Origin of the sequence: Pseudomonas sp. B1(2018), assembly GCF_003097365.1 — a bacterium.
GTDB lineage: Bacteria > Pseudomonadota > Gammaproteobacteria > Pseudomonadales > Pseudomonadaceae > Aquipseudomonas > Aquipseudomonas laurylsulfatiphila.
Map to the genome: position 1 here is coordinate 1 of NZ_PYUK01000023.1, position 22123 is coordinate 22123.

The following is a 22123-nucleotide window of genomic DNA, read 5'->3' on the forward strand; positions in this document are numbered from 1 at the left end:
TAGGCTGCGATCTTTTGATCTTGTTTGTAAAAATCAAAGTCAAAAGATCGCAGCCTGCGGCAGCTCCTACAGGGGGATCCGGAACGCAGCTTCAGGCGAGCGCCTTGAGGGTGGCATCGATGTGCTGCAACACCTCAGCCTCGCCCTTCTCACCCCAATACAAGGCGATGATTTGCTTGTCGGCCTCAACCTTGTAGACATTACCCGGCAATTTTTCGAAATGATTGAGCAGCGCCTGATCTTCGCAGGCTTCCTGCCACTGATTGACCCAGACACCCGGTGATTTTTGCCAGTAACTCCAGCATGCTGGCTGACTGCCACGCCTTGGACGATGGTACTGGGCGCACGGGCTCGGCGGCTCCTGGCTCAGCCAGTGTGGCCACTCCTGGGGCGCCAGTTGCATGGCCAGCCCAATGCGCCGGGCCTCCATGCGCAGGGCGATGCGCCCGCTCTGGGCACGCGACGGGCGCAACCATGCCAGTGGGCTGAGTACCACCAGCAGGATTGACACCACTATCCACACCGTCATATCTGTACTCCCGATTCTTGATGAGCCCATTGTGTCACTTTGGAACCAATGCGCTTGAAACCAGCCATACTTACCAATATTGCAATCCTCAGGAGGAGCACCTCATGCCCTACAACCATATTCTGGTCGCTGTAGATCTGACCGAAGAGTGCGACCCTGTGATCCACCGCGCTCGCGAGCTGTCGGTGAGCAACGGCGCGAAATTGTCACTGGTGCACATTGTCGAGCCGATGGCGATGGCCTTCGGTGGCGACGTGCCGATGGACCTGTCACAACTGCAACAGCAGCAGTTCGATCAGGCCAAGGAGCGCCTTGACCGCTTGATCCTCAAATACCCGGAGCTCTCCAGGGAATACAGCCACCTGACCTATGGTCAGCCACGCCAGGAAATCCACCACCTGGCCAAGGAGCAAACCTGCGACCTGATCGTGGTGGGCAGCCATGGCCGGCACGGCCTGGCACTGCTGCTCGGCTCCACCGCCAATGACGTGCTGCATGGCGCGCCTTGCGATGTGCTTGCGGTGCGCCTGCAAACCAAAAGCTGATACACAACCCCCTGTGTAGGAGCTGCCGCAGGCTGCGATCTTTTGATCTTGTTTTTAAAAATCAAAGTCAAAAGATCGCAGCCTGCGGCAGCTCCTACACAGGGATGGCGTTACATATGAAAAGCCCGGCGTTCACGTGTGTGAAGCCGGGCTTTTTTATTGCAGGGTCAATCAGGCATCCAGTTCGGCCCAACGCTCGACCATCACGTCGAGTTCAGCCTGCAACTGCGCCAGCTGAGCGATCACTGCAGCCGTCTCGGCAGCCGGGCGCAGGTAGAAACCCGCGTCGGCCATCTGCGCTTCAACGGCAGCGATCTGCTGCTCCATGGCTTCGATCTCGCCGGGCAACGCTTCCAGCTCACGCTGCAATTTGTAGCTGAGCTTCTTCTTCGCCACTGGCGCTTCGACTGCCGCCGCAACCGGTGCAGGCTCGGCCTTCACCACGGCAGAGTTCAGGTCGGCCTTGCCGGACTTGCTCTCGGTCACGCCCAGCAGGCGCGGCGAGCCGCCCTGACGCAGCCAGTCCTGATAACCGCCGACGTATTCACGCACCTTGCCTTCACCTTCGAAGACCAGGGTGCTGGTCACCACGTTGTCGAGGAATGCCCGGTCGTGACTGACCATCAGTACGGTGCCGTTGAAGGTCAGCAGGACCTCTTCGAGCAATTCGAGGGTTTCGACGTCGAGGTCGTTGGTCGGTTCGTCGAGTACCAGCAGGTTGGCCGGCTTGCTGAACAGCTTGGCCAGCAACAGACGGGCACGTTCACCGCCGGACAGCGCCTTGACCGGCGTGCGCGCACGCTGCGGGCTGAACAGGAAGTCGCCGAGGTAGCTCAGCACGTGGCGGCTCTGGCCGTCGATATCGATGAAGTCGCGACCTTCGGCGACGTTGTCGATCACGGTTTTTTCCAGGTCCAGTTGATGGCGCAACTGGTCGAAGTAGGCAACATCGATCCTGGTGCCCTCCTCCACCTTGCCGCTGGTTGGCTGCAAGCCGCTGAGCATCAGCTTCAGCAGCGTGGTCTTGCCGGTACCGTTGGCGCCGAGCAGGCCGATACGGTCGCCGCGCTGCAGCACCATGGAGAAGTCCTTGATCAGGAACGGACCGTCCGGGTGAGCAAAGCTCACGTTATCGAGGACCATGACCTGTTTGCCGGACTTGTCGGCGGTTTCCAGCTGGATGTTGGCCTTGCCGGTCCGCTCGCGACGTTCGCTGCGCTCGACGCGCAAGGCTTTGAGCGCACGTACGCGGCCTTCGTTACGGGTGCGACGAGCCTTGATGCCCTGGCGAATCCATACTTCTTCCTGGGCCAGGCGCTTGTCGAACAGCGCGTTGGCGGTTTCTTCGGCCGCCAGAGCGGCTTCCTTGTGCACGAGGAAACTGGCGTAGTCGCCGTTCCAGTCGATCAGGCCGCCACGATCCAGTTCGAGGATCCGGGTTGCCAGGTTCTGCAGGAAAGAACGGTCGTGCGTGATGAACAGCACGGCGCCCTGGAAATCCTTCAACGCTTCTTCAAGCCAGGCGATGGCACCGATGTCCAGGTGGTTGGTCGGCTCGTCGAGCAGCAGCAGGTCCGGCTCGGACACCAGGGCCTGGGCCAGCAGGACGCGGCGACGCCAGCCGCCGGACAACTCGGCGAGGGTCTTGTCGGCCGGCAATTGCAGGCGGCTCAAGGTGCTGTCTACGAGGGTCTGCAAGCGCCAGCCATCGCGGGCTTCGAGGTCGTGCTGGACGTGCATCAGCTTGTCCAGGTCGGCATCGGTGACGATGTTCTGGCTCAGGTGGTGATACTCGGCGAGCAGCGCACCAACGCCGTCCAGGCCTTCGGCCACCACGTCGAACACTGTCCGCTCGTCGGCCACCGGCAATTCTTGCGGCAATTCGCCGATCTTGAGGCCGGGTGCGCGCCAAACGGAGCCGTCATCGGGCTTCTGGTCGCCCTTGACGAGCTTCATCATGCTGGACTTGCCAGTGCCGTTGCGGCCGATGATGCACACCCGCTCACCACGGGCGATCTGCCAGGACACCTTGTCCAACAACGGCATAGCGCCGAAAGCAAGGGACACATCGCTGAATTTGAGCAGGGTCATGAGCTTCTCCAAAAACCGGGCGCGCATTCTACCTGACTTGAGGCTTCAGAAGGCCGGCAATTTCACTGTCGTAGCACTCTGAACGACAAATGTTGCGAACTGATGCGGGAAGACCCGCAAAGCTTTCGCCGGCTGCTGGCAAAAGGCTAAGCTACAGACAATTCAGTGCGGGCCTGACCCGCACTTGTCATGTTTTCTCTGCCTGGACGTCTCATGCGCAGTCGCCTTTTCAATCTTTTGTCGTGCTTTTTACTTTCAGCCGCAGCGTTTCAATCCGCCCAGGCGGTGGACCTGTCCACCCAGCGCCAATATTACGATGAAGCCAAGCGCGCCCTGGCCAAGGGTGATACCGGTCCGTATTTCCGTTACAGCCAGGCCCTCGCCGATTATCCGCTGGAACCGTACCTGGCCTACGACGAACTGACCGCGCGCCTGAAAACCGCGAGCAACGCCGAAATCGAGAAATTCCTCGCCGAACACGGCGACCTGCCCCAGGCCAACTGGATGAAACTGCGCTGGTTGCGCTGGCTGGCGGATCGGGGTGACTGGGCGACTTTCGTCAAGTACTACGACCCGAAAATGAACTTCACCGAACTGGACTGCCTGAATGCGCAGTACCAGCTCAGTCACAACCTCAAGGCCGAAGGCAACGCCAACGCGGAAAAACTCTGGCTGACCGGCAAATCCCAACCCGATGCCTGCGACACCCTGTTCGGCATGTGGGCGGCCGAAGGCCAGTTGACCGAGCAAAAACGCTGGGAGCGCGCCAAACTCGCCGCCCAGGCGCGCAACTACCCGCTGGCCAACAGCCTGGTCAACGGCTTGACCACCCTCGCCCCGCGCGGTCGCTTGCTGGTGGACGTCGCGCAGAAACCGGAACTGCTCAACCAGCCGTCACGCTTCACCCCGGCCGATGAAGCCATGTCCGACGTGGTCAGCCTCGGCCTGCGCCGCCTGGCTCGCCAGGACCCGGACAAGGCCATGGACCTGCTCGACGGCTACGCCAGCAGCATGCACTTCTCCCGGGATGAAAAAGTGGCGATCGCCCGGGAAATCGGCCTGACCCTCGCACGACGTTTCGACAGCCGTGCACTGGATGTCATGACCAAATACGACCCCGAGCTGCGCGACAACACGGTTTCCGAATGGCGCCTGCGCCTGCTCCTGCGCCTGGCGCGCTGGGACGATGCCTATCAATTGACCCGCCGCCTGCCCCAGGACCTGGCCACCACCAACCGCTGGCGCTACTGGCAGGCCCGCAGCCTGGAACTGGCGCAACCACAGAATCCGGAAGTGCAGACGCTCTACAGGAACCTGGCCCGCGAACGCGACTTCTATGGTTTCCTCGCCGCCGATCGCTCGCAGTCGCCCTACTCGCTGCTCAACAAACCGCTGGTGCTCAGCCAGGCCACCATCAACAAGGTGCGCAACACCCCCGGCGTGCGCCGCGCCCTGGAGCTGCACGCCCGCGGGCAGATCGTCGATGGCCGTCGCGAGTGGTACTACGTCAGCCGTCACTTCAGCCGCGACGAAATGGTCGCCCAGGCCAAGCTGGCCTACGACCTGAAATGGTACTTCCCGGCGATCCGCACCATCAGCCAGGCGCAGTATTGGGACGACCTGGATATCCGCTTCCCGATGGCTCACCGCGAGGCCCTGGTACGTGAAGCGAAGAGCCGCGGCCTGCATCCAAGCTGGGCATTCGCCATCACCCGCCAGGAAAGTGCATTCATGGACGATGCCCGTTCCGGTGTCGGCGCCTCGGGCCTGATGCAACTGATGCCCGCCACCGCCAAGGAAACCGCACGCAAGTTCAGCATTCCTTATAGCTCGCCTCAGCAACTGTTCGATCCGGACAAGAACATCCAGCTCGGCGCCGCCTACCTGAGCCAGGTGCACAGCCAGTTCAACGGCAACCGCGTCCTTGCCTCCGCCGCCTACAACGCCGGCCCGGGGCGCGTGCGCCAATGGCTGCGCGGCGCCGACCACCTGAGTTTCGACGTGTGGGTGGAAAGCATCCCGTTCGACGAAACCCGCCAGTACGTGCAAAACGTGTTGTCGTACTCGGTGATCTACGGCCAGAAGCTCAACTCGCCCCAGCCGATCGTGGATTGGCATGAGCGGTTTTTCGACGATCAATGACCGGTAATGCCGGTAATGTAGGAGCTGCCGCAGGCTGCGATCTTTTGATTTTTGCGTCCTTAAAACCCCTGACAAAAAATGCCCGCATCGTTTGATGCGGGCATTTTTTAGAGCAAGATCAAAAGATCGCAGCCTGCGGCAGCTCCTACGGTTCGGCGGTGGCCTTGCCGTCACTGAACTGCAACGCCGCCAGGCGTGCATACAAGGCATTGCTGGCAATCAGCTCCTGATGCGTGCCCACCGCCACCAGTTTCCCCTGATCCATCACCGCGATCCGGTCGGCGTTTTTAACCGTGGCCAGGCGATGGGCGATCACCAGAGTGGTTCGATTCTTCATCAGGCTCGGCAGCGCCTGCTGGATCAGGTGCTCACTCTGGGCATCGAGGGCGCTGGTGGCTTCGTCCAGGAGCAGGATCGGCGCGTCCACCAGCAACGCGCGGGCGATGGCCAGGCGTTGGCGCTGGCCGCCGGACAAGCCCAGTCCGCCATCCCCCAGATGAGTCTGGTAACCGTTGGGCATGGCTTCGATAAAGTCATGGGCGTAAGCGATCTTTGCCGCTTCCTGTACCTCGGCCAGCGTCGCCTGCGGATTGCCGTAGCGAATGTTTTCTTCAATGCTGCCGAAAAACAACGCCGGGGTCTGTGACACCAGGGCGAAGCAGCGGCGCAGATCCAGCGGATCGAGTTGAGTCAACGGCACGCCATCGAGCAGGATGCGCCCCTCGGCCGGGTCGTAGAAACGCAGCAGCAAGTCATACACCGTCGACTTGCCGGCCCCGGATGGCCCGACCAACGCCAGCGTCTCACCGGCATTGACCGTCAGGCTCAAGCCGTCGACGGCATAACTTTCCGGCCGCGACGGGTAGGAAAAACGCACATTTTGCAGTTGCAGGCGGCCGTCGACCCGTTCCGGCAGCGTCACCGCGCCTGCGACCGGTGGCAGGATGATGTTTTCCGAACGCAGCAACTCGGCAATCCGCTCCGCCGCGCCGGCTGCCCGCTGCAATTCCCCGATCACCTCGCTCAAAGTGCCGAAAGCACTGCCGACGATCAGGCTGTAGAACACGAACGCCGCCAGCTCGCCGGCGGAAATTCGCCCGGCGATGACGTCCATCCCGCCGACCCAGAGCATCACCCCGACCGCACCCAGCACCAGCACGATCACCAGGGTAATCAGCCACGCCCGCTGGAAGATGCGCTTGCGTGCGGTGTTGAATGCCTCCTCCACGGTCACGGCAAACCGTTGCTCGTCCTGGACCTGATGGTTATAGGCCTGCACGGTCTTGATCTGCCCCAGGGTTTCGGAAACATAGCTGCCGATATCGGCAATCCGGTCCTGGCTCAGGCGCGAGAGGTTACGCACCCGGCGACCGAAGATCAGGATCGGCGCGATCACCAGGGGCAAGGCCACCACTACGATACTAGTGAGTTTGGGGTTGGTGATGAACAACAGGACGATCCCGCCGATCACCATCAACAGGTTGCGCAGGAACAACGACAGCGAAGACCCGATGACCGATTGCAGCAGCGTGGTGTCGGCGGTCAGGCGGGACTGGATTTCGGAGCTGCGATTGTCTTCGTAAAAACCCGGGTGCAGGTAAATCAGATGATTGAACACGTCACGCCGGATATCGGCAACGCAGCGCTCGCCGATCCAAGACACCAGGTAAAACCGTGCAAAGGTTCCGATCGCCAGCCCCACGACCAGCAACATGAACAGGCCAATGGACTGATTGAGCAGGTGTGGCGACTGGGTCATGAACCCCTTGTCCACCAGCAGGCGGATGCCCTGCCCCATGGACAAGGTGATACCGGCGGTGGCGATCAACGCCAGCAAGGCGCCGAAGGCCTGCCAGCGATACGGCGCAATGAAACGACTGGCCAGGCGAACAGCACGGCGGTGACGGGCAGAGAGCATCGCAAACATCCGGGACAAGACAATCATTAGGGTCAGCCTACACCGCTCAATGGGGTGGCTCGCTGCAAATCACAATGAGTCAGGTTAATTATGTCCACCAACACTAGAGGCTAGACGCTATTGGTCTAAAGTTCGGGTAGCCACGCGAAGGCATTTCTGCTGCACTGGTTCTGTCCCCCCGGAAAGATCGCAGGGAGTTGTCATAGCCCGGTCACCTGGCGGTTCTAGAGTAAGCACACAACCTGAAGAGGAGACAGGCCATGTCCTTGCAACACAGCAGCGATGACAAGATTCAAGTGATCCGCACGCAACCAGACCAGTCTCTGGGCTGCTCGATTATCGACGAGCAAGGCCGCGAAGTACCGATCACTGAAGAAATGATCCAGAAAGCTTGCAGCGAACTGGAAAAGCGATTGGTCAAGCCTGCCGAACAAGAGTGATATAGCCACCGTCTTCTTGACCCGGCCCATTGTTGGCCGGGTTTTTTATGGGTGCCTGTCTGGACATTGGGGGGGTGCCCTTCGCGAGCAAGCCCGCTCCCACACTGGATCTTCATGCACCACAAGCCCCCTGTGGGAGCGGGCTTGCTCGCGAAGGGGCCGCCACGGTCTATCAGATTGCCGCCGCCCCCAACGCCGCCACAATCCGCTGCAACTCAGGCGCATCCCCCTCGATCCGCACCTGCAACCCGTCGATCTCACGGCGCGAAGGATAATTCTTGCGCAGCACATCAAATGCCGCGCGCTGCTCGCTGACACTGCCGACAAGGCTGCGACGGAAATCCGCATCGTCACGACGCGGGTCATACACCCCGCGGCACAGCATCGCCAAGGCCCAGGCCGGGTCGCTTTGCCCATTCAGGGTCACGTGCGACAGCCAGGATGCCGGCAGCAAATCGCTCAGGCTGACGCGGGCCGGTTGCCCGAGGAAATCGCAATAGGCCTGATAAACCTGCGCGGTGCCCCGCTGCTTGCCGTCGAGGCTGTAACCGGCAATGTGCGGCGTGGCCAGCACGCACAGCTCGGCCAGCGCCACGTCGACTTCAGGCTCGCCTTCCCAGACATCGAGCACTGCTTGCAGGTCTTCGCGCTCCAGCAGCACATCGCGCAGTGCCGCGTTGTTGACCACCGGTCCACGACTGGCATTGATCAGCCAGGTACCTGACCTGAGCTGGTTGAGGCGTTTTTCATCGAACAGATGCCAGGTCGATTGAGGACCCTGCTTGGTCAGCGGCGTGTGCAGGCTGATGACGTCGCACGCTTCGATGATCTGCTCGAGGCTGACGTAGTCACCGCCTTCAGTCGCCTGCCGGGGTGGATCGCACACCAGCACCTTCCAGCCCAGGCCCTGCAGGACCTTGACCAGTCGGCCACCCACCTCGCCGGCGCCGACCACGCCGTAGGTACGCCGGGTCAGGTCGACCCCTTCGATTTCGGCCAGGGTCAGCAAGCTGCCGAGCACATAGTCGACCACGCCGCGGGCATTGCAGCCCGGCGCACTGGACCAGGTGATGCCGGCCTGCTGAAAGTAATCCAGGTCCAGATGATCGGTGCCGATGGTGCACGTACCGACAAAGCGCACCTTGCTGCCTTCGAGCAGCGCGCGATTGACGTTGGTCACCGAACGCACCAACAGCACATCGGCCTGCTCGACCGTGGCACGGTCGATGGCGCGACCCGGCACCCGGCGGATTTCGCCGAAGCCTCCAAAGAAGGCATCGAGCAGGGGGATATTCTCGTCGGCAACAATCAGCATGGCAGGCTCCTTTGGCGGACCGGCAGTGTAGGCGTAGATGCCTCGTTACGCCTAGCCTGCATACCGTGTAGGAGCTGCCGCAGGCTGCGATCTTTTGATCTTGCTCTTAAAAAAAGTCAAAAGATCGCAGCCTGCGGCAGCTCCTACAGAGATTACAAATCGGTAACACGAGTCTTTTCCTGACTGCCGCGTCAACGCGTAGAATGCGCGGCTGTGCATCAAAACCTCTTGGACGTTTCGCTATTGAATCCTGTTATTGAAAGTACCGTCGCCACTGCGCCTGCGCGGACGACACCCGTTCGCCTGGAACTCAAGGGCCTGCTCGGCCTGGCCCTGCCCATCATGATCGCGCAACTGGCCACCACGGCCATGGGCTTCGTCGATGCGGTGATGGCCGGCCGCGTCAGCCCACGGGACCTGGCCTCGGTGGCCCTGGGCAACTCGATCTGGATTCCGGTCTACCTGTTGATGTCCGGTGTTTTGCTGGCAACCACCCCCAAGGTCGCGCAACGCTTTGGCGCCGCGCAGTTCGACCAGATCGGCCCGCTGGTACGCCAGGCGCTGTGGCTGGCATTGTGTGTCGGCTTGATCGGCAGCGGCCTGCTGCTCAGCGCCGAGCCGATCCTGCACTGGATGAAAGTCGATCCGCAATTGATCGAGCCGAGCATGGGTTACCTGCACGGGATCGCTTTCGGGTTTCCCGGCATGGCGTTCTACTACGTATTGCGCTGCTACAGCGATGGCATGGGGCGTACCCGCCCGAGCATGGTCATCGGCTTGTGCGGCCTGCTGCTGAACATCCCGCTGAACTATGCGTTGATCTACGGCCATTTCGGCGCACCGGCCCTGGGCGGCGTCGGTTGCGGCTGGGCCAGCGGCATCGTGATGTGGTTCATGGCGTTGAGCATGGCCGGCTGGACTTTCTCGGCCCCCTTCTATGCCCGCACCCGGGTGCTGGTGCGCTTCGACCGCCCGCAATGGGCCGTGATCAAGCGCCTGGTCGGCATTGGCCTGCCGATTGGCATCGCCGTCTTCGCCGAGTCCAGCATCTTCGCGGTCATCGCGCTGTTGATCGGCAGTCTCGGCTCGACCGTGGTGGCCGGGCATCAGATCGCCCTCAATATCAGCTCGTTGCTGTTCATGATTCCTTATTCGCTGGGCATGGCGGTGACCGTGCGCGTCGGTCAGGCACTGGGGGGCGGCAATCCCTGGCAGGCGCGTTTCGCGGCGAAGGTCGGGCTCGGCGCGGCATTGGTGTTCGCGGCGTTCTCGGCGAGCCTGATCCTGCTCCTGCGCGAACCGATCGCCTCGATCTACACGCCTGACAAGGCCGTGATCCAGATTGCGTCGATGTTGATTGTGTATGCCGCGCTGTATCAGTTTTCCGATGCCATCCAGGTGATTTGCGCGGGCGCGTTGCGTGGATACCAGGATACCCGGGTGACCATGATCCTGACCTTGTTCGCCTATTGGGGCATCGGCCTGCCGGTCGGCTACGTGCTGGGACTGACCGATTGGTTCGGTCCGGCCAGCGGCCCGAGCGGGCTGTGGGAAGGGTTGATTGCCGGCTTGAGCTGTGCGGCGCTGATGCTGTCGATCCGCCTGACGCTCAGTGCGCGCCGGCGAATTCGTAACAACCGCTCGACGGGCTGACTGCACAAACAAAAAGACCTGCGTTTGCAGGTCTTTTTTTGGGTGTCATCAGCCGGACTTCTTGCGAATCCAGTAGAGGTAGGTGCCCTCCTCCTCGTGCTGCGCCACCAGTTCGTGGTCGAGAAACACACAGAACTTGGGAATGTCACGACGGGTCGACGGGTCTGTGGCGATGACCTTGAGCAGGCCGCCGGGCACCAGGTCACGGATGTGCTGGTGCAGCATCATCACCGGCTCGGGGCAGTTGAGACCGGTGGCATCGAGGGTGCCGTCTACCGGCGTATCAAGCATTTCACTCATGATTCACTCCTGAAACTGACCGGCATTGTCGCGCATTGCCGGGTTTGTGGCGAGGGAGCTTGCTCCCGCTCGGCGGCGAAGCCGTCGCAAAACCTGTGTATGAGGCGTACCTGATCTTGCAAGGTTGCCGAATTCAGGGCTGCTTCGCAGCCCAGCGGGAGCAAGCTCCCTCGCCACAAAAGCCCTTGCCAAAATCAGCGGGACTTGGGTTTCTTCACGTCCAGCCGGCGCAAATGGCAGGTCACTTCCTCGCGGTCGTGGTACAGCTGCTTGCAGCCGATCTCGACCTTGATGCCCCGCGCCTTGAAACCCTCGGCAATGCGCTCGAGCAGACGCTTCACTTCGGCATAGCGCTGTTTCATCGGCAGCTTGAGGTTGACCACCGCCTCGCGGCAATGGCCGTCACCGATCCACTCTTCCAGCATCGCCGCATTGCGCGCCGGCTTCTCGACGATGTCGCAGACCATCCAGTCCACCGGCTGCTTGGGCTTGAAGGTGAAACCGTCGGCCATCAGGTGTTGCACCAGGCCGGTGTCCATCAGGCTTTCGGCCATCGGGCCGTTGTCGATGGCGGTCACCAGCATGCCGCGGTTGACCAGTTGCCAGGTCCAGCCACCCGGAGCGGCCCCGAGGTCGACGCCGGTCATGTCGCTGTGCAGGCGTTCGTCCCACTGGTCGCGCGGGATGAAGTGGTGCCACGCCTCTTCCAGCTTCAGGGTCGAACGGCTCGGCGCCTCCCGAGGAAACTTCAAACGGGGAATGCCCATTGGCCACATCGCCGAGTTGTTCGACTCGGCCAGCCCCATGAACACCTCACGGCCGCTTTTGAAGGTCAGCAACAACCGCGGCTTGTGCGCGTCTTCCACCAGTTTGCCGGCGGCCATCAGCGCCTTGCGCAGGTGCACTTCGAACTTTTTGCAGAAGTTCGACAGTTCCTTGCCATCATTGGTGTCGACCATTTCCAGCCACAGGCTGCCGCACAGCGGAAAGTCCGCCATATGGGCGAGGATCACGCTGATGCGGTCGGTTTCCGGCAGATCGATGAAAATCCCCCGGGCCCACTGGCGCGGGAAGATCAACTCGGCGAAACGCTGCCCGCGCATCAGGCGCTCGGCGCCGTCTTCTTCGGTGCAGACGAATTCGGCGCAAGCGGTGGCGGCTTTGGCCTTGGCGTAGCCGGCCACGTTCAAGCGCGCGGCGAGGTCGGAAATCTCGGAACAGACTTCACCTTCGAAGCCCGGCCGGCAATGCATGAATAGGGTGTTCATTCTTACTCCTGGGCAATGGCGATGAATTTCGGCCACTGCACGATGCCCAGGCTTGCCCTGAAGCAAAGCCTGTCACGAAAACCGGCGCATGATAGCCGAGATCGGAACCCAGGGTCTGTCCATAGAGTCCAGTTATTAGCCAGCTACCGAAAACAGGGCTAGGTTTAAGGCTCTGTCCGTCCCCTCAGTCCGTAGCCGTGCGGACTTCAAGGAGTGATCGCAATGCCGTCCCTCGATAGCCTGAAGACGTTGAAAACCCTGCAAGTCGGCAACAAGACCTATCACTACTTCAGCCTGCCCGACGCCGCCAGGAGCCTGGGCGAGCTGGACAGGTTGCCGATGTCGTTGAAAGTCCTGCTGGAAAACCTGCTGCGCTGGGAGGACGAAAAAACCGTCACCGGCGCCGACCTCAAGGCACTGGCCGCGTGGCTCAAGGAGCGCCGCTCCGACCGCGAAATCCAGTACCGCCCGGCGCGGGTGCTGATGCAGGATTTCACCGGCGTTCCCGCCGTGGTCGACCTGGCCGCCATGCGCGCGGCGATGGCCAAGGCCGGTGGCGATCCACAGCGCATCAACCCGCTGTCGCCGGTGGACCTGGTGATCGACCACTCGGTGATGGTCGACAAGTTCGCCAGCAGCAGCGCTTTCGAGCAGAACGTCGACATTGAAATGCAGCGCAATGGCGAGCGTTATGCGTTCCTGCGCTGGGGCCAGAGTGCCTTCGACAACTTCAGCGTAGTGCCGCCCGGCACCGGGATCTGCCACCAGGTGAATCTTGAATACCTCGGTCGCACGGTCTGGACCAAGGACGAGGACGGCCGCACCTATGCCTTCCCCGACACCCTGGTCGGCACCGACTCCCACACCACCATGATCAACGGCCTCGGCGTGCTCGGCTGGGGCGTCGGTGGTATCGAGGCGGAAGCGGCGATGCTCGGGCAACCGGTGTCGATGCTGATTCCCGAAGTCATCGGTTTCAAACTCACCGGCAAGCTCAAGGAAGGCATCACCGCCACCGACCTGGTGCTGACCGTCACCCAGATGCTGCGCAAGAAAGGCGTGGTGGGCAAATTCGTCGAATTCTACGGCGACGGCCTTGCCGACCTGCCGCTGGCCGACCGCGCAACCATCGCCAACATGGCGCCGGAATACGGCGCCACCTGCGGTTTCTTCCCGGTGGACGACGTCACGCTGGAGTACCTGCGCCTGTCCGGCCGCCCCCTCGAAACAGTGCATTTGGTCGAGGCCTACAGCAAGGCCCAGGGCCTGTGGCGCCTGCCCGGCCAGGAGCCGGTGTTCACCGACAGCCTGGCGCTGGACATGGGCAGCGTCGAAGCCAGCCTTGCGGGACCAAAACGCCCGCAGGACCGGGTGTCGCTGCCGAATGTCGCGCAAGCCTTCAGCGACTTCGTCGACCTGCAATTCAAACCCACCAGCAAGGAAGAAGGCCGCCTGGAGAGCGAGGGCGGCGGTGGCGTCGCCGTCGGCAACGCCGATCTCGCCGGAGAGGCGGATTACCATTACGAAGGCCAGACCTATCGCCTGAAAAACGGCGCCGTGGTCATCGCCGCCATCACCTCCTGCACCAACACCTCCAACCCGAGCGTGATGATGGCGGCCGGACTGGTGGCGAAGAAGGCCGTGGAAAAAGGCCTGAAACGCAAACCCTGGGTGAAGAGTTCACTGGCCCCCGGTTCGAAGGTGGTCACCGACTATTACAAGGCTGCCGACCTGACCCGCTACCTCGATGAATTGGGCTTTGCCCTGGTCGGTTACGGCTGCACCACCTGCATCGGCAACTCCGGGCCGCTGCCGGAGCCCATCGAGAAAGCCATTCAGCAAGCCGACCTCACCGTGGCATCGGTACTCTCGGGCAATCGCAACTTCGAAGGTCGGGTGCATCCATTGGTGAAAACCAACTGGCTGGCTTCCCCACCGCTGGTGGTCGCCTATGCGTTGGCGGGCACGGTACGCACCGACCTCAGCCGCGAGCCGCTGGGCGAAGACAAGGACGGCAAACCGGTTTACCTGCGCGACATCTGGCCCAGCAGCAAAGAAATCGCCGACGCAGTGAATCAGGTCAACACCGCCATGTTCCACAAGGAATACGCCGAAGTGTTTGCCGGAGACGAACAATGGCAGGCGATCGAGGTTCCGCAAGCGGCGACCTATGTCTGGCAGGACGACTCGACCTACATCCAGCACCCACCCTTCTTCGACGACATCGGCGGCCCGCCGCCCGTGGTCAAGGATGTCAGCGCAGCGAACATTCTCGCCCTGCTCGGCGACTCGGTAACCACCGACCACATCTCCCCCGCCGGCAACATCAAGGCGGACAGCCCGGCGGGGCACTACCTGCGCGACAAAGGCGTGGAACCGCGGGACTTCAACTCCTACGGTTCGCGGCGCGGCAACCATGAAGTGATGATGCGCGGCACCTTCGCCAACATCCGCATTCGCAACGAAATGCTCGGCGGCGAGGAAGGCGGCAACACCCGCTACATTCCCACCGGAGAAAAAATGCCGATCTACGACGCCGCCATGCGCTATCAGGCATCGGGCACCCCGCTGGTGGTGATTGCCGGCCAGGAATACGGCACCGGATCGAGCCGCGACTGGGCGGCCAAAGGCACCAATCTGCTGGGCGTCAAAGCGGTCATCGCCGAAAGCTTCGAGCGCATCCACCGCTCCAACCTGGTGGGCATGGGCGTGCTGCCGTTGCAGTTCAAGCTGGACCAGAACCGCAAGAGCCTGAACCTGAACGGCAGTGAAACCCTGGACATCCTCGGCTTGAGCGGTGTCGAGCTGACGCCACGGATGAACCTGACACTGGTCATCACTCGCGAAGACGGCAGCCGCGAGAAGGTCGAGGTGCTGTGCCGCATCGATACACTCAATGAGGTGGAGTACTTCAAGTCCGGAGGGATTCTGCATTACGTGCTGCGGCAGCTGATTGCCTCCTAGCCATGCGCTGATACAAACACCGCCTTCGGGCGGTGTTTTTTGTCTGGGCGCCCGCCAGTACAATTGCTCGCCTCATGCTCACCCTTCATGCCTGACACATGAGCAAATGTGGGAGCGGGCTTGCTCGCGAATGCGCTGGATCAGTCGACACACGTGTTGAATGTCATGGCCTCTTCGCGAGCAAGCCCGCTCCCACAGGACATCAGGGGCGTTCGCAAGACTTCAACTCAAGGACTTCACATGATTGCCCTGCCATGGACGTTTCTGGCGCTGCTTTCCCTCGGCTACGGTCTGGCGCTGACCTACGGCCATCTCGGCTGGCTCTCGGCAATCACGGTGTCCTTGTTGCTGGTCGCTGGTGCGGCAGTTCGCCAGCGCGAGATCCCTTTTGTCCGCTACCTCGGCCACGGTCTGTTCATCGTACTGGCCTTGGCCTTGGCGACGCATTGGCTACCCGGTTTCTACAACGGTCGCGTTATCGATCCCCAGCGTTTTACCGACTATGCTGCGTCATTCGCCATGCACCTGAACCTGGACAAGCCGCTGATCGGCTTCTGGCTATTGCTGGTTTGTCCGTGGATTGTCGGCCGCCGTTCGCTTCGATTGTCGCTGTATGCCACCGCAATGGCCCTGACCTTGAGCGCCGTGCTGGCGCTGGGCGGCGCGCTGTTGCTGGGTGTCGTCACTTGGGCACCGAAGTGGCCGGATTCTGCCTGGCTGTGGTTACTGAACAATCTGCTGCTGGTGACACTGGTCGAGGAGGCACTGTTCCGCGGCTATATCCAGGGTGGCCTGAACCGATGCCTGAAAAACCTTCGCCATGGCGAAAACCTTGCCCTGCTCCTGGCTTCCTTGATCTTCGGCCTGGCCCATGCCGGGGCAGGCTGGCAATGGGTCCTGTTGGCCAGCCTGGCCGGGATCGGCTATGGCCTGGCCTACCGATTCGGCGGGCTGGCGGCCGCCATCGCCACCCACGTCGGCTTGAACCTGCTGCACTTCGGCCTGTTCACCTATCCGATGCTCGCCGGCTGACGCAAGGGTCATTTTGCGACGCATTGCCGATTATCAAAAAATAAACTCAACAATCCGCCGACCTCGCCGATACAGCACTTGAAAGCCTTGCGGACTAAAAAAGCCATGCGTAACAACCAGCCAATTACACAACGCGAGCGGACCTTCCCGGCTCAGCAACGGTTGATTTCCACCACCGATGCCAAGGGCATGATCACCTACTGCAACGACGATTTCGTCGATATCAGCGGGTATTCCCGAGAGGAACTGATCCGTGCACCGCACAACCTGGTCCGTCACCCCGACGTCCCGGCCGCGGTGTTCGCACACATGTGGGGCACACTGAAACAAGGCTTGCCATGGATGGGCATTGTGAAGAATCGCTGCAAGAGCGGTGATCACTACTGGGTAAACGCCTATGTGACACCGATCTTCGAAGGCAATCAGGTGACCGGTTACGAGTCGGTGCGGGTCAAGCCCACCGCCGAACAGATCCGCCGTGCCGAGGCGCTCTACCAACGTATCAACCAGGGCAAGTCGGCCATTCCCTCCTCGGACAAATGGTTGCCGATCCTGCAGGACTGGCTGCCGTTCATCCTGGTCAGCCAGTTGAGCTTCATGATCGGTGCATCGCTGAACTCCCACTGGGGTTTTGCCCTGGCCGCCGGTCTTTCGGTGCCGCTGGGCCTGATGGGCCTGCAGTGGCAACAGCGCGGACTCAAGCGTTTGCTGCGCCTGGCCGAGCAGACCACCTCCGACCCATTGATCGCACAGATGTACACCGACAGCCGCGGTGCCCAGGCGCGACTGGAGATGTCCATCCTCAGCCAGGAAGCACGCTTGAAAACCTGTCTGACGCGACTGCAGGATACCGCCGAGCACTTGACCGATCAGGCCCGGCAGTCCGATGCCCTGGCGCACAACAGCTCCAGCGGCCTGGAACGTCAACGTGTCGAGACCGAGCAAGTGGCCACGGCGGTCAACCAGATGGCCGCGACCACCCAGGAAGTCGCCAGCCACGTGCAACGCACCGCCGACGCCACCCAGGAAGCCAATCGGCTGACCGGTCGCGGTCGTGACATCGCCGGGGAAACCCGCGAAGCCATCCAGCGCCTGTCGGTGGTGGTGGGTGAAACCGGCGTCACCGTGACCCAGCTGGCCAAGGACAGCAACGAAATCGGTGGCGTGGTCGACGTGATCAAAGGCATCGCCGACCAGACCAACCTGCTGGCCCTGAACGCCGCCATCGAAGCGGCCCGTGCCGGTGAGATGGGGCGTGGTTTTGCGGTGGTGGCCGACGAAGTCCGTCAGCTGGCGCAACGCACCAGCGAGTCCACCGGGCAGATCCATGCGCTGATCGCCAAGCTCCAGCACACCGCCGGCACTGCGGTGCAAACCATGGAAGCCGGGCATCGCCAGGCCGAAGAAGGCGTGGCGCGGGTGCTGGAAGCGGACCAGGCGCTGGTGGGGATCAGCGAGGCGGTGGCCAACATCACCGACATGACCACCCAGATCGCCGCCGCGACCGAAGAGCAAAGTGCCGTGGCCGAAGAAATCAGCCGCAACATCAGCAACATCTCGGAGTTGGCGGACCAGACCTCGGAACAGGCGCAGAACTCGGCGTTGTTGAGTGAAGAGCTGACCAAGACCGCGAATACCCAGTATTCGTTGGTGGAGCGGTTTAACCGCTGATTGTGGTTGATTCATAAAAAGCCCGGACAGTGGAAGCTTCCGGGTTTTTTATTATCAATTTGAAAAGCATGTCGCCTGTGCGGCCTCTTCGCGAGCAAGCCCGCTCCCACAGGGTTTTGCATTGATCACACGATCAAGCCACACCACAGATCACTGTGGGAGCGGGCTTGCCCGCGAAGAAGCCATTTGCCACACCACACCTTTCACTGAAGGTATGAAGCCACCCTCTCAGCCGCAGCCGCCAAATGCTGCTCATGGGTAAACCCGGAAGCCTTCAGCGGCTTCAAATCATGATCCCCCGCCGCCAGCCAGAACACTTCAATGCTCGGTGACAAGGTGTAACCCTCGACCGCCTCGCGATTGCCCAAAGCATCCCGATCGCCCTGCACAATCAGGGTTCGGGTTTTCAAAGAAGCCAAATGCTCGACCCGAGGTTTCTCCGGCTTGCCCACCGCATAAAACGGATACCCAAGGCACACCAGCCCATCCGCCCCCAACTCATCGGCGAGCAAACTGGCCATCCGCCCACCCATGGACTTGCCGCCGATCGCCAGCGGCCCAGTGACATGGCGTCGCACCTGGGCATACACCTCGCGCCAGCATTCGAGCAATTTCGGCGCCGGATTCGGTGGGCGCTTGCCGCCGTCGATGCGCCGCTGCGCCATGTAGGGAAATTCAAAGCGCAACACGTTGATGCCTTGAACGGCGAGGCGTGCAGCCATGTCGCTCATCCACTCGCTGTCCATCGGCGCGCCGGCGCCGTGGGCGAGGATCAGCGTCGCCGCGGCCTTGCCTGCCGCGGCATTCCACAACCATCCATGATCCCGCACGCACTGCGCCCATTGATCCCCGTCAATACCGGCCTTGTGCCCTTTGTCCATGCTTGCCTCGCTTTTAGTCTGCCTATAACTCCGGCCGAAGGGTGCGCTGCCTTGCGCGAGTGCGCTCACTTCGGCTGAACCGTGGATGGGGAACCATGAACACTTCTATCAGTACCGCCTACAACTACAAGGTGGTCCGCCAATTCGCCATTATGACGGTGGTGTGGGGCATCGTCGGCATGGGGCTCGGGGTTTTTCTCGCTGCCCAGTTGGTCTGGCCCGAACTCAACTTCAACTTGCCCTGGACCAGTTTCGGCCGCTTGCGCCCGCTGCACACCAACGCGGTGATCTTCGCCTTCGGCGGTTGTGCGCTGTTCGCCAGTTCGTTCTATTCGGTGCAACGCACCTGCCAGACGCAACTGTTTGCACCGAAAATCGCCGCGTTCTGCTTCTGGGGCTGGCAGCTTGTGATCCTGCTGGCGGCCATCAGCCTGCCGCTGGGCTACACCAGTTCCAAGGAATACGCCGAGCTGGAATGGCCGATCGACATCCTGATCACCATTGTCTGGGTCGCCTACGCCATCGTGTTCTTCGGCACGATCATGCAGCGCAAGACCAAACACATCTATGTCGGTAACTGGTTCTTCGGTGCATTCATCATCACCGTGGCGATCCTGCACATCGTCAACAACATGGAATTGCCGGTCAGCTTCACCAAGTCCTACTCGCTGTACTCCGGTGCCACCGACGCGATGGTGCAATGGTGGTACGGCCACAACGCCGTGGGCTTTTTCCTCACCGCCGGTTTCCTCGGCATGATGTATTACTTCGTGCCGAAACAGGCCGAGCGCCCGGTGTATTCCTATCGTTTGTCGATCGTGCACTTTTGGGCGCTGATCACCCTGTACATCTGGGCCGGCCCCCACCACCTGCACTACACCGCGCTGCCGGACTGGGCGCAGTCGCTGGGCATGGTGATGTCGCTGATCCTGCTCGCGCCGAGCTGGGGCGGCATGATCAACGGCATGATGACCCTGTCGGGCGCCTGGCATAAATTGCGCAGCGACCCGATCCTGCGCTTCCTCGTGGTGTCCCTGGCGTTCTACGGCATGTCGACCTTCGAAGGGCCGATGATGGCCATCAAGACGGTCAACGCCCTCTCCCACTACACCGACTGGACCATCGGCCACGTACACGCTGGCGCCCTCGGATGGGTGGCGATGATTTCCATCGGCGCGCTGTACCACATGATCCCGAAAGTCTTCGGACGCGAGCAGATGCACAGTATCGGCCTGATCAACGCGCACTTCTGGCTCGCCACTATCGGCACCGTGCTGTACATCGCCTCGATGTGGGTCAACGGCATCGCCCAGGGCCTGATGTGGCGTGCGGTGAACGAGGACGGCACGCTGACCTACTCCTTCGTCGAGACCCTGGTGGCCAGTCACCCTGGCTTCGTCGTGCGGCTGGTGGGCGGTGCGATCTTCCTCAGCGGCATGTTCCTGATGGCCTACAACACCTGGCGCACCGTGCGGGCCTCGCAGCCTGCCGAAGCCGCCGCTGCCGCGCAGATGGCCTGAGGAGTCCGCCATGAAACACGAAACTATCGAGAAAAACGTCGGCCTGTTGCTGCTGCTGATGATTCTGGCCGTGAGCATCGGCGGCCTGACCCAGATCGTCCCGCTGTTCTTCCAGGACGTGACCAACAAGCCGGTGGAAGGCATGAAGCCCTACACCGCGCTGCAACTGGAAGGCCGCGACATCTACATCCGCGAAGGCTGTGTCGGCTGTCACTCACAGATGATCCGTCCGTTCCGCGCCGAGACCGAACGCTACGGGCACTATTCGGTGGCCGGTGAAAGCGTTTGGGACCATCCGTTCCTGTGGGGTTCGAAACGTACCGGGCCGGACCTGGCACGGGTCGGTGCGCGCTACTCGGACGACTGGCACCGCGCGCACTTGTACAACCCGCGCAACGTCGTGCCGGAGTCGAAGATGCCCGCCTACCCGTGGCTGGTGGCCAATCAACTCGACAGCAGCCACACCGAAACCAAGATCAAGGCCATGCGCACCCTGGGCGTGCCGTACACCGACGAAGACATCTCCGGCGCCGTTGCCTCGCTCAAGGGCAAGAGCGAAATGGATGCACTGGTCGCCTACCTGCAAGTGCTCGGCACTGCCATCAAGAGCAAGAGGTGAGCCATGGTTGTTGAGATGAGCACTGGAATGATCCGCGGCCTGGGCACAGTCGTCGTGTTCGTGGCCTTCGTCGGCCTGACGCTGTGGGTGTTCAACAGCAAGCGCGGCCCGGAATTCGCCGAAGCGCGCCTGCTGCCGTTCGCTGACGAGCCACAACCCGACATCACCGAAGATTCAGCAACAAGGAGTACCCGGCCATGACCACCTTCTGGAGTACGTGGATCTGCGTACTGACCATCGGCAGCCTGATCGGCCTGACCTGGCTGCTGATCGGCACCCGCAAGGGCGAGACCAAGGGCAGCGTCGACCAGACCATGGGCCATAGCTTCGATGGCATCGAGGAGTACGACAACCCGCTGCCGCAATGGTGGTTCATGCTGTTCGCCGGCACGCTGGTGTTCGCCGTCGGCTACCTGATCCTTTATCCGGGCCTGGGCAACTGGAAAGGCGTCCTCCCCGGCTATGAGAACGGCTGGACCGGCGCCCACGAGTGGGAAAAGGAAATGGCCAGGGCTGACGCGAAGTTCGGACCGATCTTCGCCAAATTCGCGGCCATGCCACTGGAAGAAGTGGCCAAAGACCCGCAAGCGCTGAAAATGGGCGGCCGCCTGTTTGCCTCGAACTGTTCGGTATGCCACGGCTCGGATGCCAAGGGTGCATTCGGTTTCCCCAACCTGACCGACAGCGACTGGCGCTGGGGCGGCCACGCAGAAACCATCAAGACCACCATCATGGGTGGCCGGATGGCGATGATGCCGGCCTGGGGCGAAGTCCTGGGGGAAGAAGGCGTGAAAAACGTCGCCGCTTATGTGCGCCATGATCTGGCCGGCCTGCCGTTGCCGGAAGGCAGCAAGGCGGACCTGCAAGCCGGACAGCAAGCCTTCGGCACTACCTGCGTGGCTTGCCATGGGGCAAACGGCCAGGGCACCGAAGCCATGGGCGCGCCGAACCTGACGCACCCGGCCGGCTTCATTTACGGCACCAGCCTGACGCAGCTTGAACAGACGATTCGGCATGGCCGCCAGGGCCATATGCCGGCGCAGAACGAACTGCTCGGCAATGATAAGGTGCAACTGCTCGCGGCCTACGTGTACAGCCTTTCCAGAGGTGATGAGCAGTTGAGCGGCAAGCTTCAAGCTGAAAGCGGCAAGTAACGTCAAAAGCAAGAGCTGCAAGCGACGAGTTCTGACTTGAAGCTTGCGGCTTGAAGCTTGCCGCTGCGTCTTTGCGACGCA

18 protein-coding genes are annotated in these 22123 nt (G+C 61.6%); 11 read left to right on the forward strand and 7 right to left on the reverse strand.

All coding sequences use genetic code 11. From position 1 onward, the window contains the following. Positions 1-91: 91 nt before the first annotated feature. Positions 92-529: a hypothetical protein gene (locus C9422_RS27290; RefSeq protein WP_116582835.1), complete on the reverse strand. Its 438-nt coding sequence runs from the start codon at positions 527-529 to the stop codon at positions 92-94. 104 nt (positions 530-633) lie between these two features. Between C9422_RS27290 and C9422_RS27295 the strand changes: the two genes are divergently transcribed. Continuing rightward, complete coding sequence (locus tag C9422_RS27295) at positions 634-1074, forward strand: universal stress protein (protein WP_007974054.1); 441 nt, start codon at positions 634-636, stop codon at positions 1072-1074. Positions 1075-1245: 171 nt separating this feature from the next. Here C9422_RS27295 and C9422_RS27305 read toward each other — a convergent pair whose 3' ends face one another. Next, positions 1246-3165: an ATP-binding cassette domain-containing protein gene (locus C9422_RS27305; RefSeq protein WP_007974055.1), complete on the reverse strand. Its 1920-nt coding sequence runs from the start codon at positions 3163-3165 to the stop codon at positions 1246-1248. 213 nt (positions 3166-3378) lie between these two features. Here C9422_RS27305 and C9422_RS27310 point away from each other — a divergent pair, with 213 nt between their 5' ends. After that, complete coding sequence (locus C9422_RS27310) at positions 3379-5307, forward strand: transglycosylase SLT domain-containing protein (protein WP_116582836.1); 1929 nt, start codon at positions 3379-3381, stop codon at positions 5305-5307. A gap of 145 nt (positions 5308-5452) precedes the next feature. Here C9422_RS27310 and C9422_RS27315 read toward each other — a convergent pair whose 3' ends face one another. Continuing rightward, complete coding sequence (locus tag C9422_RS27315; RefSeq protein WP_165824820.1) at positions 5453-7234, reverse strand: ABC transporter transmembrane domain-containing protein; 1782 nt, start codon at positions 7232-7234, stop codon at positions 5453-5455. A gap of 251 nt (positions 7235-7485) precedes the next feature. On the opposite strand from C9422_RS27315, the gene C9422_RS27320 reads away from it, so the two are divergent. After that, positions 7486-7665, forward strand: coding sequence for a PA1571 family protein (locus C9422_RS27320; protein ID WP_007974065.1), 180 nt, complete (start codon positions 7486-7488; stop codon positions 7663-7665). A gap of 172 nt (positions 7666-7837) precedes the next feature. Here C9422_RS27320 and pdxB read toward each other — a convergent pair whose 3' ends face one another. Further along, complete coding sequence (gene pdxB / locus C9422_RS27330) at positions 7838-8980, reverse strand: 4-phosphoerythronate dehydrogenase PdxB (RefSeq protein ID WP_116582838.1); 1143 nt, start codon at positions 8978-8980, stop codon at positions 7838-7840. A gap of 243 nt (positions 8981-9223) precedes the next feature. Here pdxB and C9422_RS27335 point away from each other — a divergent pair, with 243 nt between their 5' ends. Then, positions 9224-10633, forward strand: coding sequence for an MATE family efflux transporter (locus tag C9422_RS27335; protein WP_116582839.1), 1410 nt, complete (start codon positions 9224-9226; stop codon positions 10631-10633). A gap of 48 nt (positions 10634-10681) precedes the next feature. On the opposite strand, the gene tusA is transcribed toward C9422_RS27335, so the two are convergent. Continuing rightward, entirely contained in the window at positions 10682-10933 is a 252-nt protein-coding gene (gene tusA, locus C9422_RS27340) for a sulfurtransferase TusA (RefSeq protein WP_007974070.1), read from the reverse strand. A gap of 194 nt (positions 10934-11127) precedes the next feature. After that, positions 11128-12201 (reverse strand): 23S rRNA (cytidine(2498)-2'-O)-methyltransferase RlmM, encoded by a 1074-nt coding sequence (gene rlmM, locus C9422_RS27345; RefSeq protein WP_007974072.1) that lies wholly within the window; start codon positions 12199-12201, stop codon positions 11128-11130. A 222-nt stretch (positions 12202-12423) separates the two neighbouring features. On the opposite strand from rlmM, the gene acnA reads away from it, so the two are divergent. The 3 genes from acnA to C9422_RS27360 all read left to right on the forward strand — a co-directional run bounded on the left by acnA (position 12424) and on the right by C9422_RS27360 (position 17868). Then, positions 12424-15165 (forward strand): aconitate hydratase AcnA, encoded by a 2742-nt coding sequence (acnA, locus tag C9422_RS27350; protein ID WP_116582840.1) that lies wholly within the window; start codon positions 12424-12426, stop codon positions 15163-15165. Between the two features lie 240 nt (positions 15166-15405). Then, the gene (locus C9422_RS27355; protein ID WP_116582841.1) at positions 15406-16197 is read left to right on the forward strand and encodes a CPBP family intramembrane glutamic endopeptidase; all 792 of its coding nucleotides are present in this window, start codon (positions 15406-15408) and stop codon (positions 16195-16197) included. Between the two features lie 105 nt (positions 16198-16302). Continuing rightward, the gene (locus C9422_RS27360; RefSeq protein WP_116582842.1) at positions 16303-17868 is read left to right on the forward strand and encodes a PAS domain-containing methyl-accepting chemotaxis protein; all 1566 of its coding nucleotides are present in this window, start codon (positions 16303-16305) and stop codon (positions 17866-17868) included. A gap of 203 nt (positions 17869-18071) precedes the next feature. Here C9422_RS27360 and C9422_RS27365 read toward each other — a convergent pair whose 3' ends face one another. Beyond that, positions 18072-18749, reverse strand: coding sequence for an alpha/beta family hydrolase (locus C9422_RS27365; RefSeq protein WP_116582843.1), 678 nt, complete (start codon positions 18747-18749; stop codon positions 18072-18074). 95 nt (positions 18750-18844) lie between these two features. Here C9422_RS27365 and ccoN point away from each other — a divergent pair, with 95 nt between their 5' ends. From ccoN to ccoP, 4 genes are read left to right on the forward strand one after another with little or no spacing between them, the layout of a single operon-like run. Further along, positions 18845-20269 carry a cytochrome-c oxidase, cbb3-type subunit I gene (ccoN, locus tag C9422_RS27370; RefSeq protein WP_116582844.1) on the forward strand — a complete coding sequence of 475 codons (1425 nt, stop codon included), beginning with the start codon at positions 18845-18847 and terminating at the stop codon, positions 20267-20269. Between the two features lie 10 nt (positions 20270-20279). Beyond that, a complete protein-coding gene (ccoO, locus tag C9422_RS27375; RefSeq protein WP_007974128.1) occupies positions 20280-20888 on the forward strand; it encodes a cytochrome-c oxidase, cbb3-type subunit II in 609 nt (202 codons plus the stop codon). A 3-nt stretch (positions 20889-20891) separates the two neighbouring features. Continuing rightward, complete coding sequence (locus tag C9422_RS27380; RefSeq protein WP_116582845.1) at positions 20892-21089, forward strand: cbb3-type cytochrome c oxidase subunit 3; 198 nt, start codon at positions 20892-20894, stop codon at positions 21087-21089. After that, positions 21086-22042 carry a cytochrome-c oxidase, cbb3-type subunit III gene (gene ccoP / locus C9422_RS27385; protein ID WP_116582846.1) on the forward strand — a complete coding sequence of 319 codons (957 nt, stop codon included), beginning with the start codon at positions 21086-21088 and terminating at the stop codon, positions 22040-22042. The genes C9422_RS27380 and ccoP overlap by 4 nt, the downstream gene beginning before the upstream one ends. Positions 22043-22123 lie beyond the last annotated feature (81 nt).

What these genes read in the sequence shown, in the direction of transcription:
- C9422_RS27290 (WP_116582835.1), bottom strand. Translation starts at nt 529, where the DNA reads ATGACGGTGTGGATAGTGGTGTCAATCCTGCTGGTGGTACTCAGCCCA.
- C9422_RS27295 (WP_007974054.1), top strand. Translation starts at nt 634, where the DNA reads ATGCCCTACAACCATATTCTGGTCGCTGTAGATCTGACCGAAGAGTGC.
- C9422_RS27305 (WP_007974055.1), bottom strand. Translation starts at nt 3,165, where the DNA reads ATGACCCTGCTCAAATTCAGCGATGTGTCCCTTGCTTTCGGCGCTATG.
- C9422_RS27310 (WP_116582836.1), top strand. Translation starts at nt 3,379, where the DNA reads ATGCGCAGTCGCCTTTTCAATCTTTTGTCGTGCTTTTTACTTTCAGCC.
- C9422_RS27315 (WP_165824820.1), bottom strand. Translation starts at nt 7,234, where the DNA reads ATGTTTGCGATGCTCTCTGCCCGTCACCGCCGTGCTGTTCGCCTGGCC.
- C9422_RS27320 (WP_007974065.1), top strand. Translation starts at nt 7,486, where the DNA reads ATGTCCTTGCAACACAGCAGCGATGACAAGATTCAAGTGATCCGCACG.
- pdxB (WP_116582838.1), bottom strand. Translation starts at nt 8,980, where the DNA reads ATGCTGATTGTTGCCGACGAGAATATCCCCCTGCTCGATGCCTTCTTT.
- tusA (WP_007974070.1), bottom strand. Translation starts at nt 10,933, where the DNA reads ATGAGTGAAATGCTTGATACGCCGGTAGACGGCACCCTCGATGCCACC.
- rlmM (WP_007974072.1), bottom strand. Translation starts at nt 12,201, where the DNA reads ATGAACACCCTATTCATGCATTGCCGGCCGGGCTTCGAAGGTGAAGTC.
- acnA (WP_116582840.1), top strand. Translation starts at nt 12,424, where the DNA reads ATGCCGTCCCTCGATAGCCTGAAGACGTTGAAAACCCTGCAAGTCGGC.
- C9422_RS27355 (WP_116582841.1), top strand. Translation starts at nt 15,406, where the DNA reads ATGATTGCCCTGCCATGGACGTTTCTGGCGCTGCTTTCCCTCGGCTAC.
- C9422_RS27360 (WP_116582842.1), top strand. Translation starts at nt 16,303, where the DNA reads ATGCGTAACAACCAGCCAATTACACAACGCGAGCGGACCTTCCCGGCT.
- C9422_RS27365 (WP_116582843.1), bottom strand. Translation starts at nt 18,749, where the DNA reads ATGGACAAAGGGCACAAGGCCGGTATTGACGGGGATCAATGGGCGCAG.
- ccoN (WP_116582844.1), top strand. Translation starts at nt 18,845, where the DNA reads ATGAACACTTCTATCAGTACCGCCTACAACTACAAGGTGGTCCGCCAA.
- ccoO (WP_007974128.1), top strand. Translation starts at nt 20,280, where the DNA reads ATGAAACACGAAACTATCGAGAAAAACGTCGGCCTGTTGCTGCTGCTG.
- C9422_RS27380 (WP_116582845.1), top strand. Translation starts at nt 20,892, where the DNA reads ATGGTTGTTGAGATGAGCACTGGAATGATCCGCGGCCTGGGCACAGTC.
- ccoP (WP_116582846.1), top strand. Translation starts at nt 21,086, where the DNA reads ATGACCACCTTCTGGAGTACGTGGATCTGCGTACTGACCATCGGCAGC.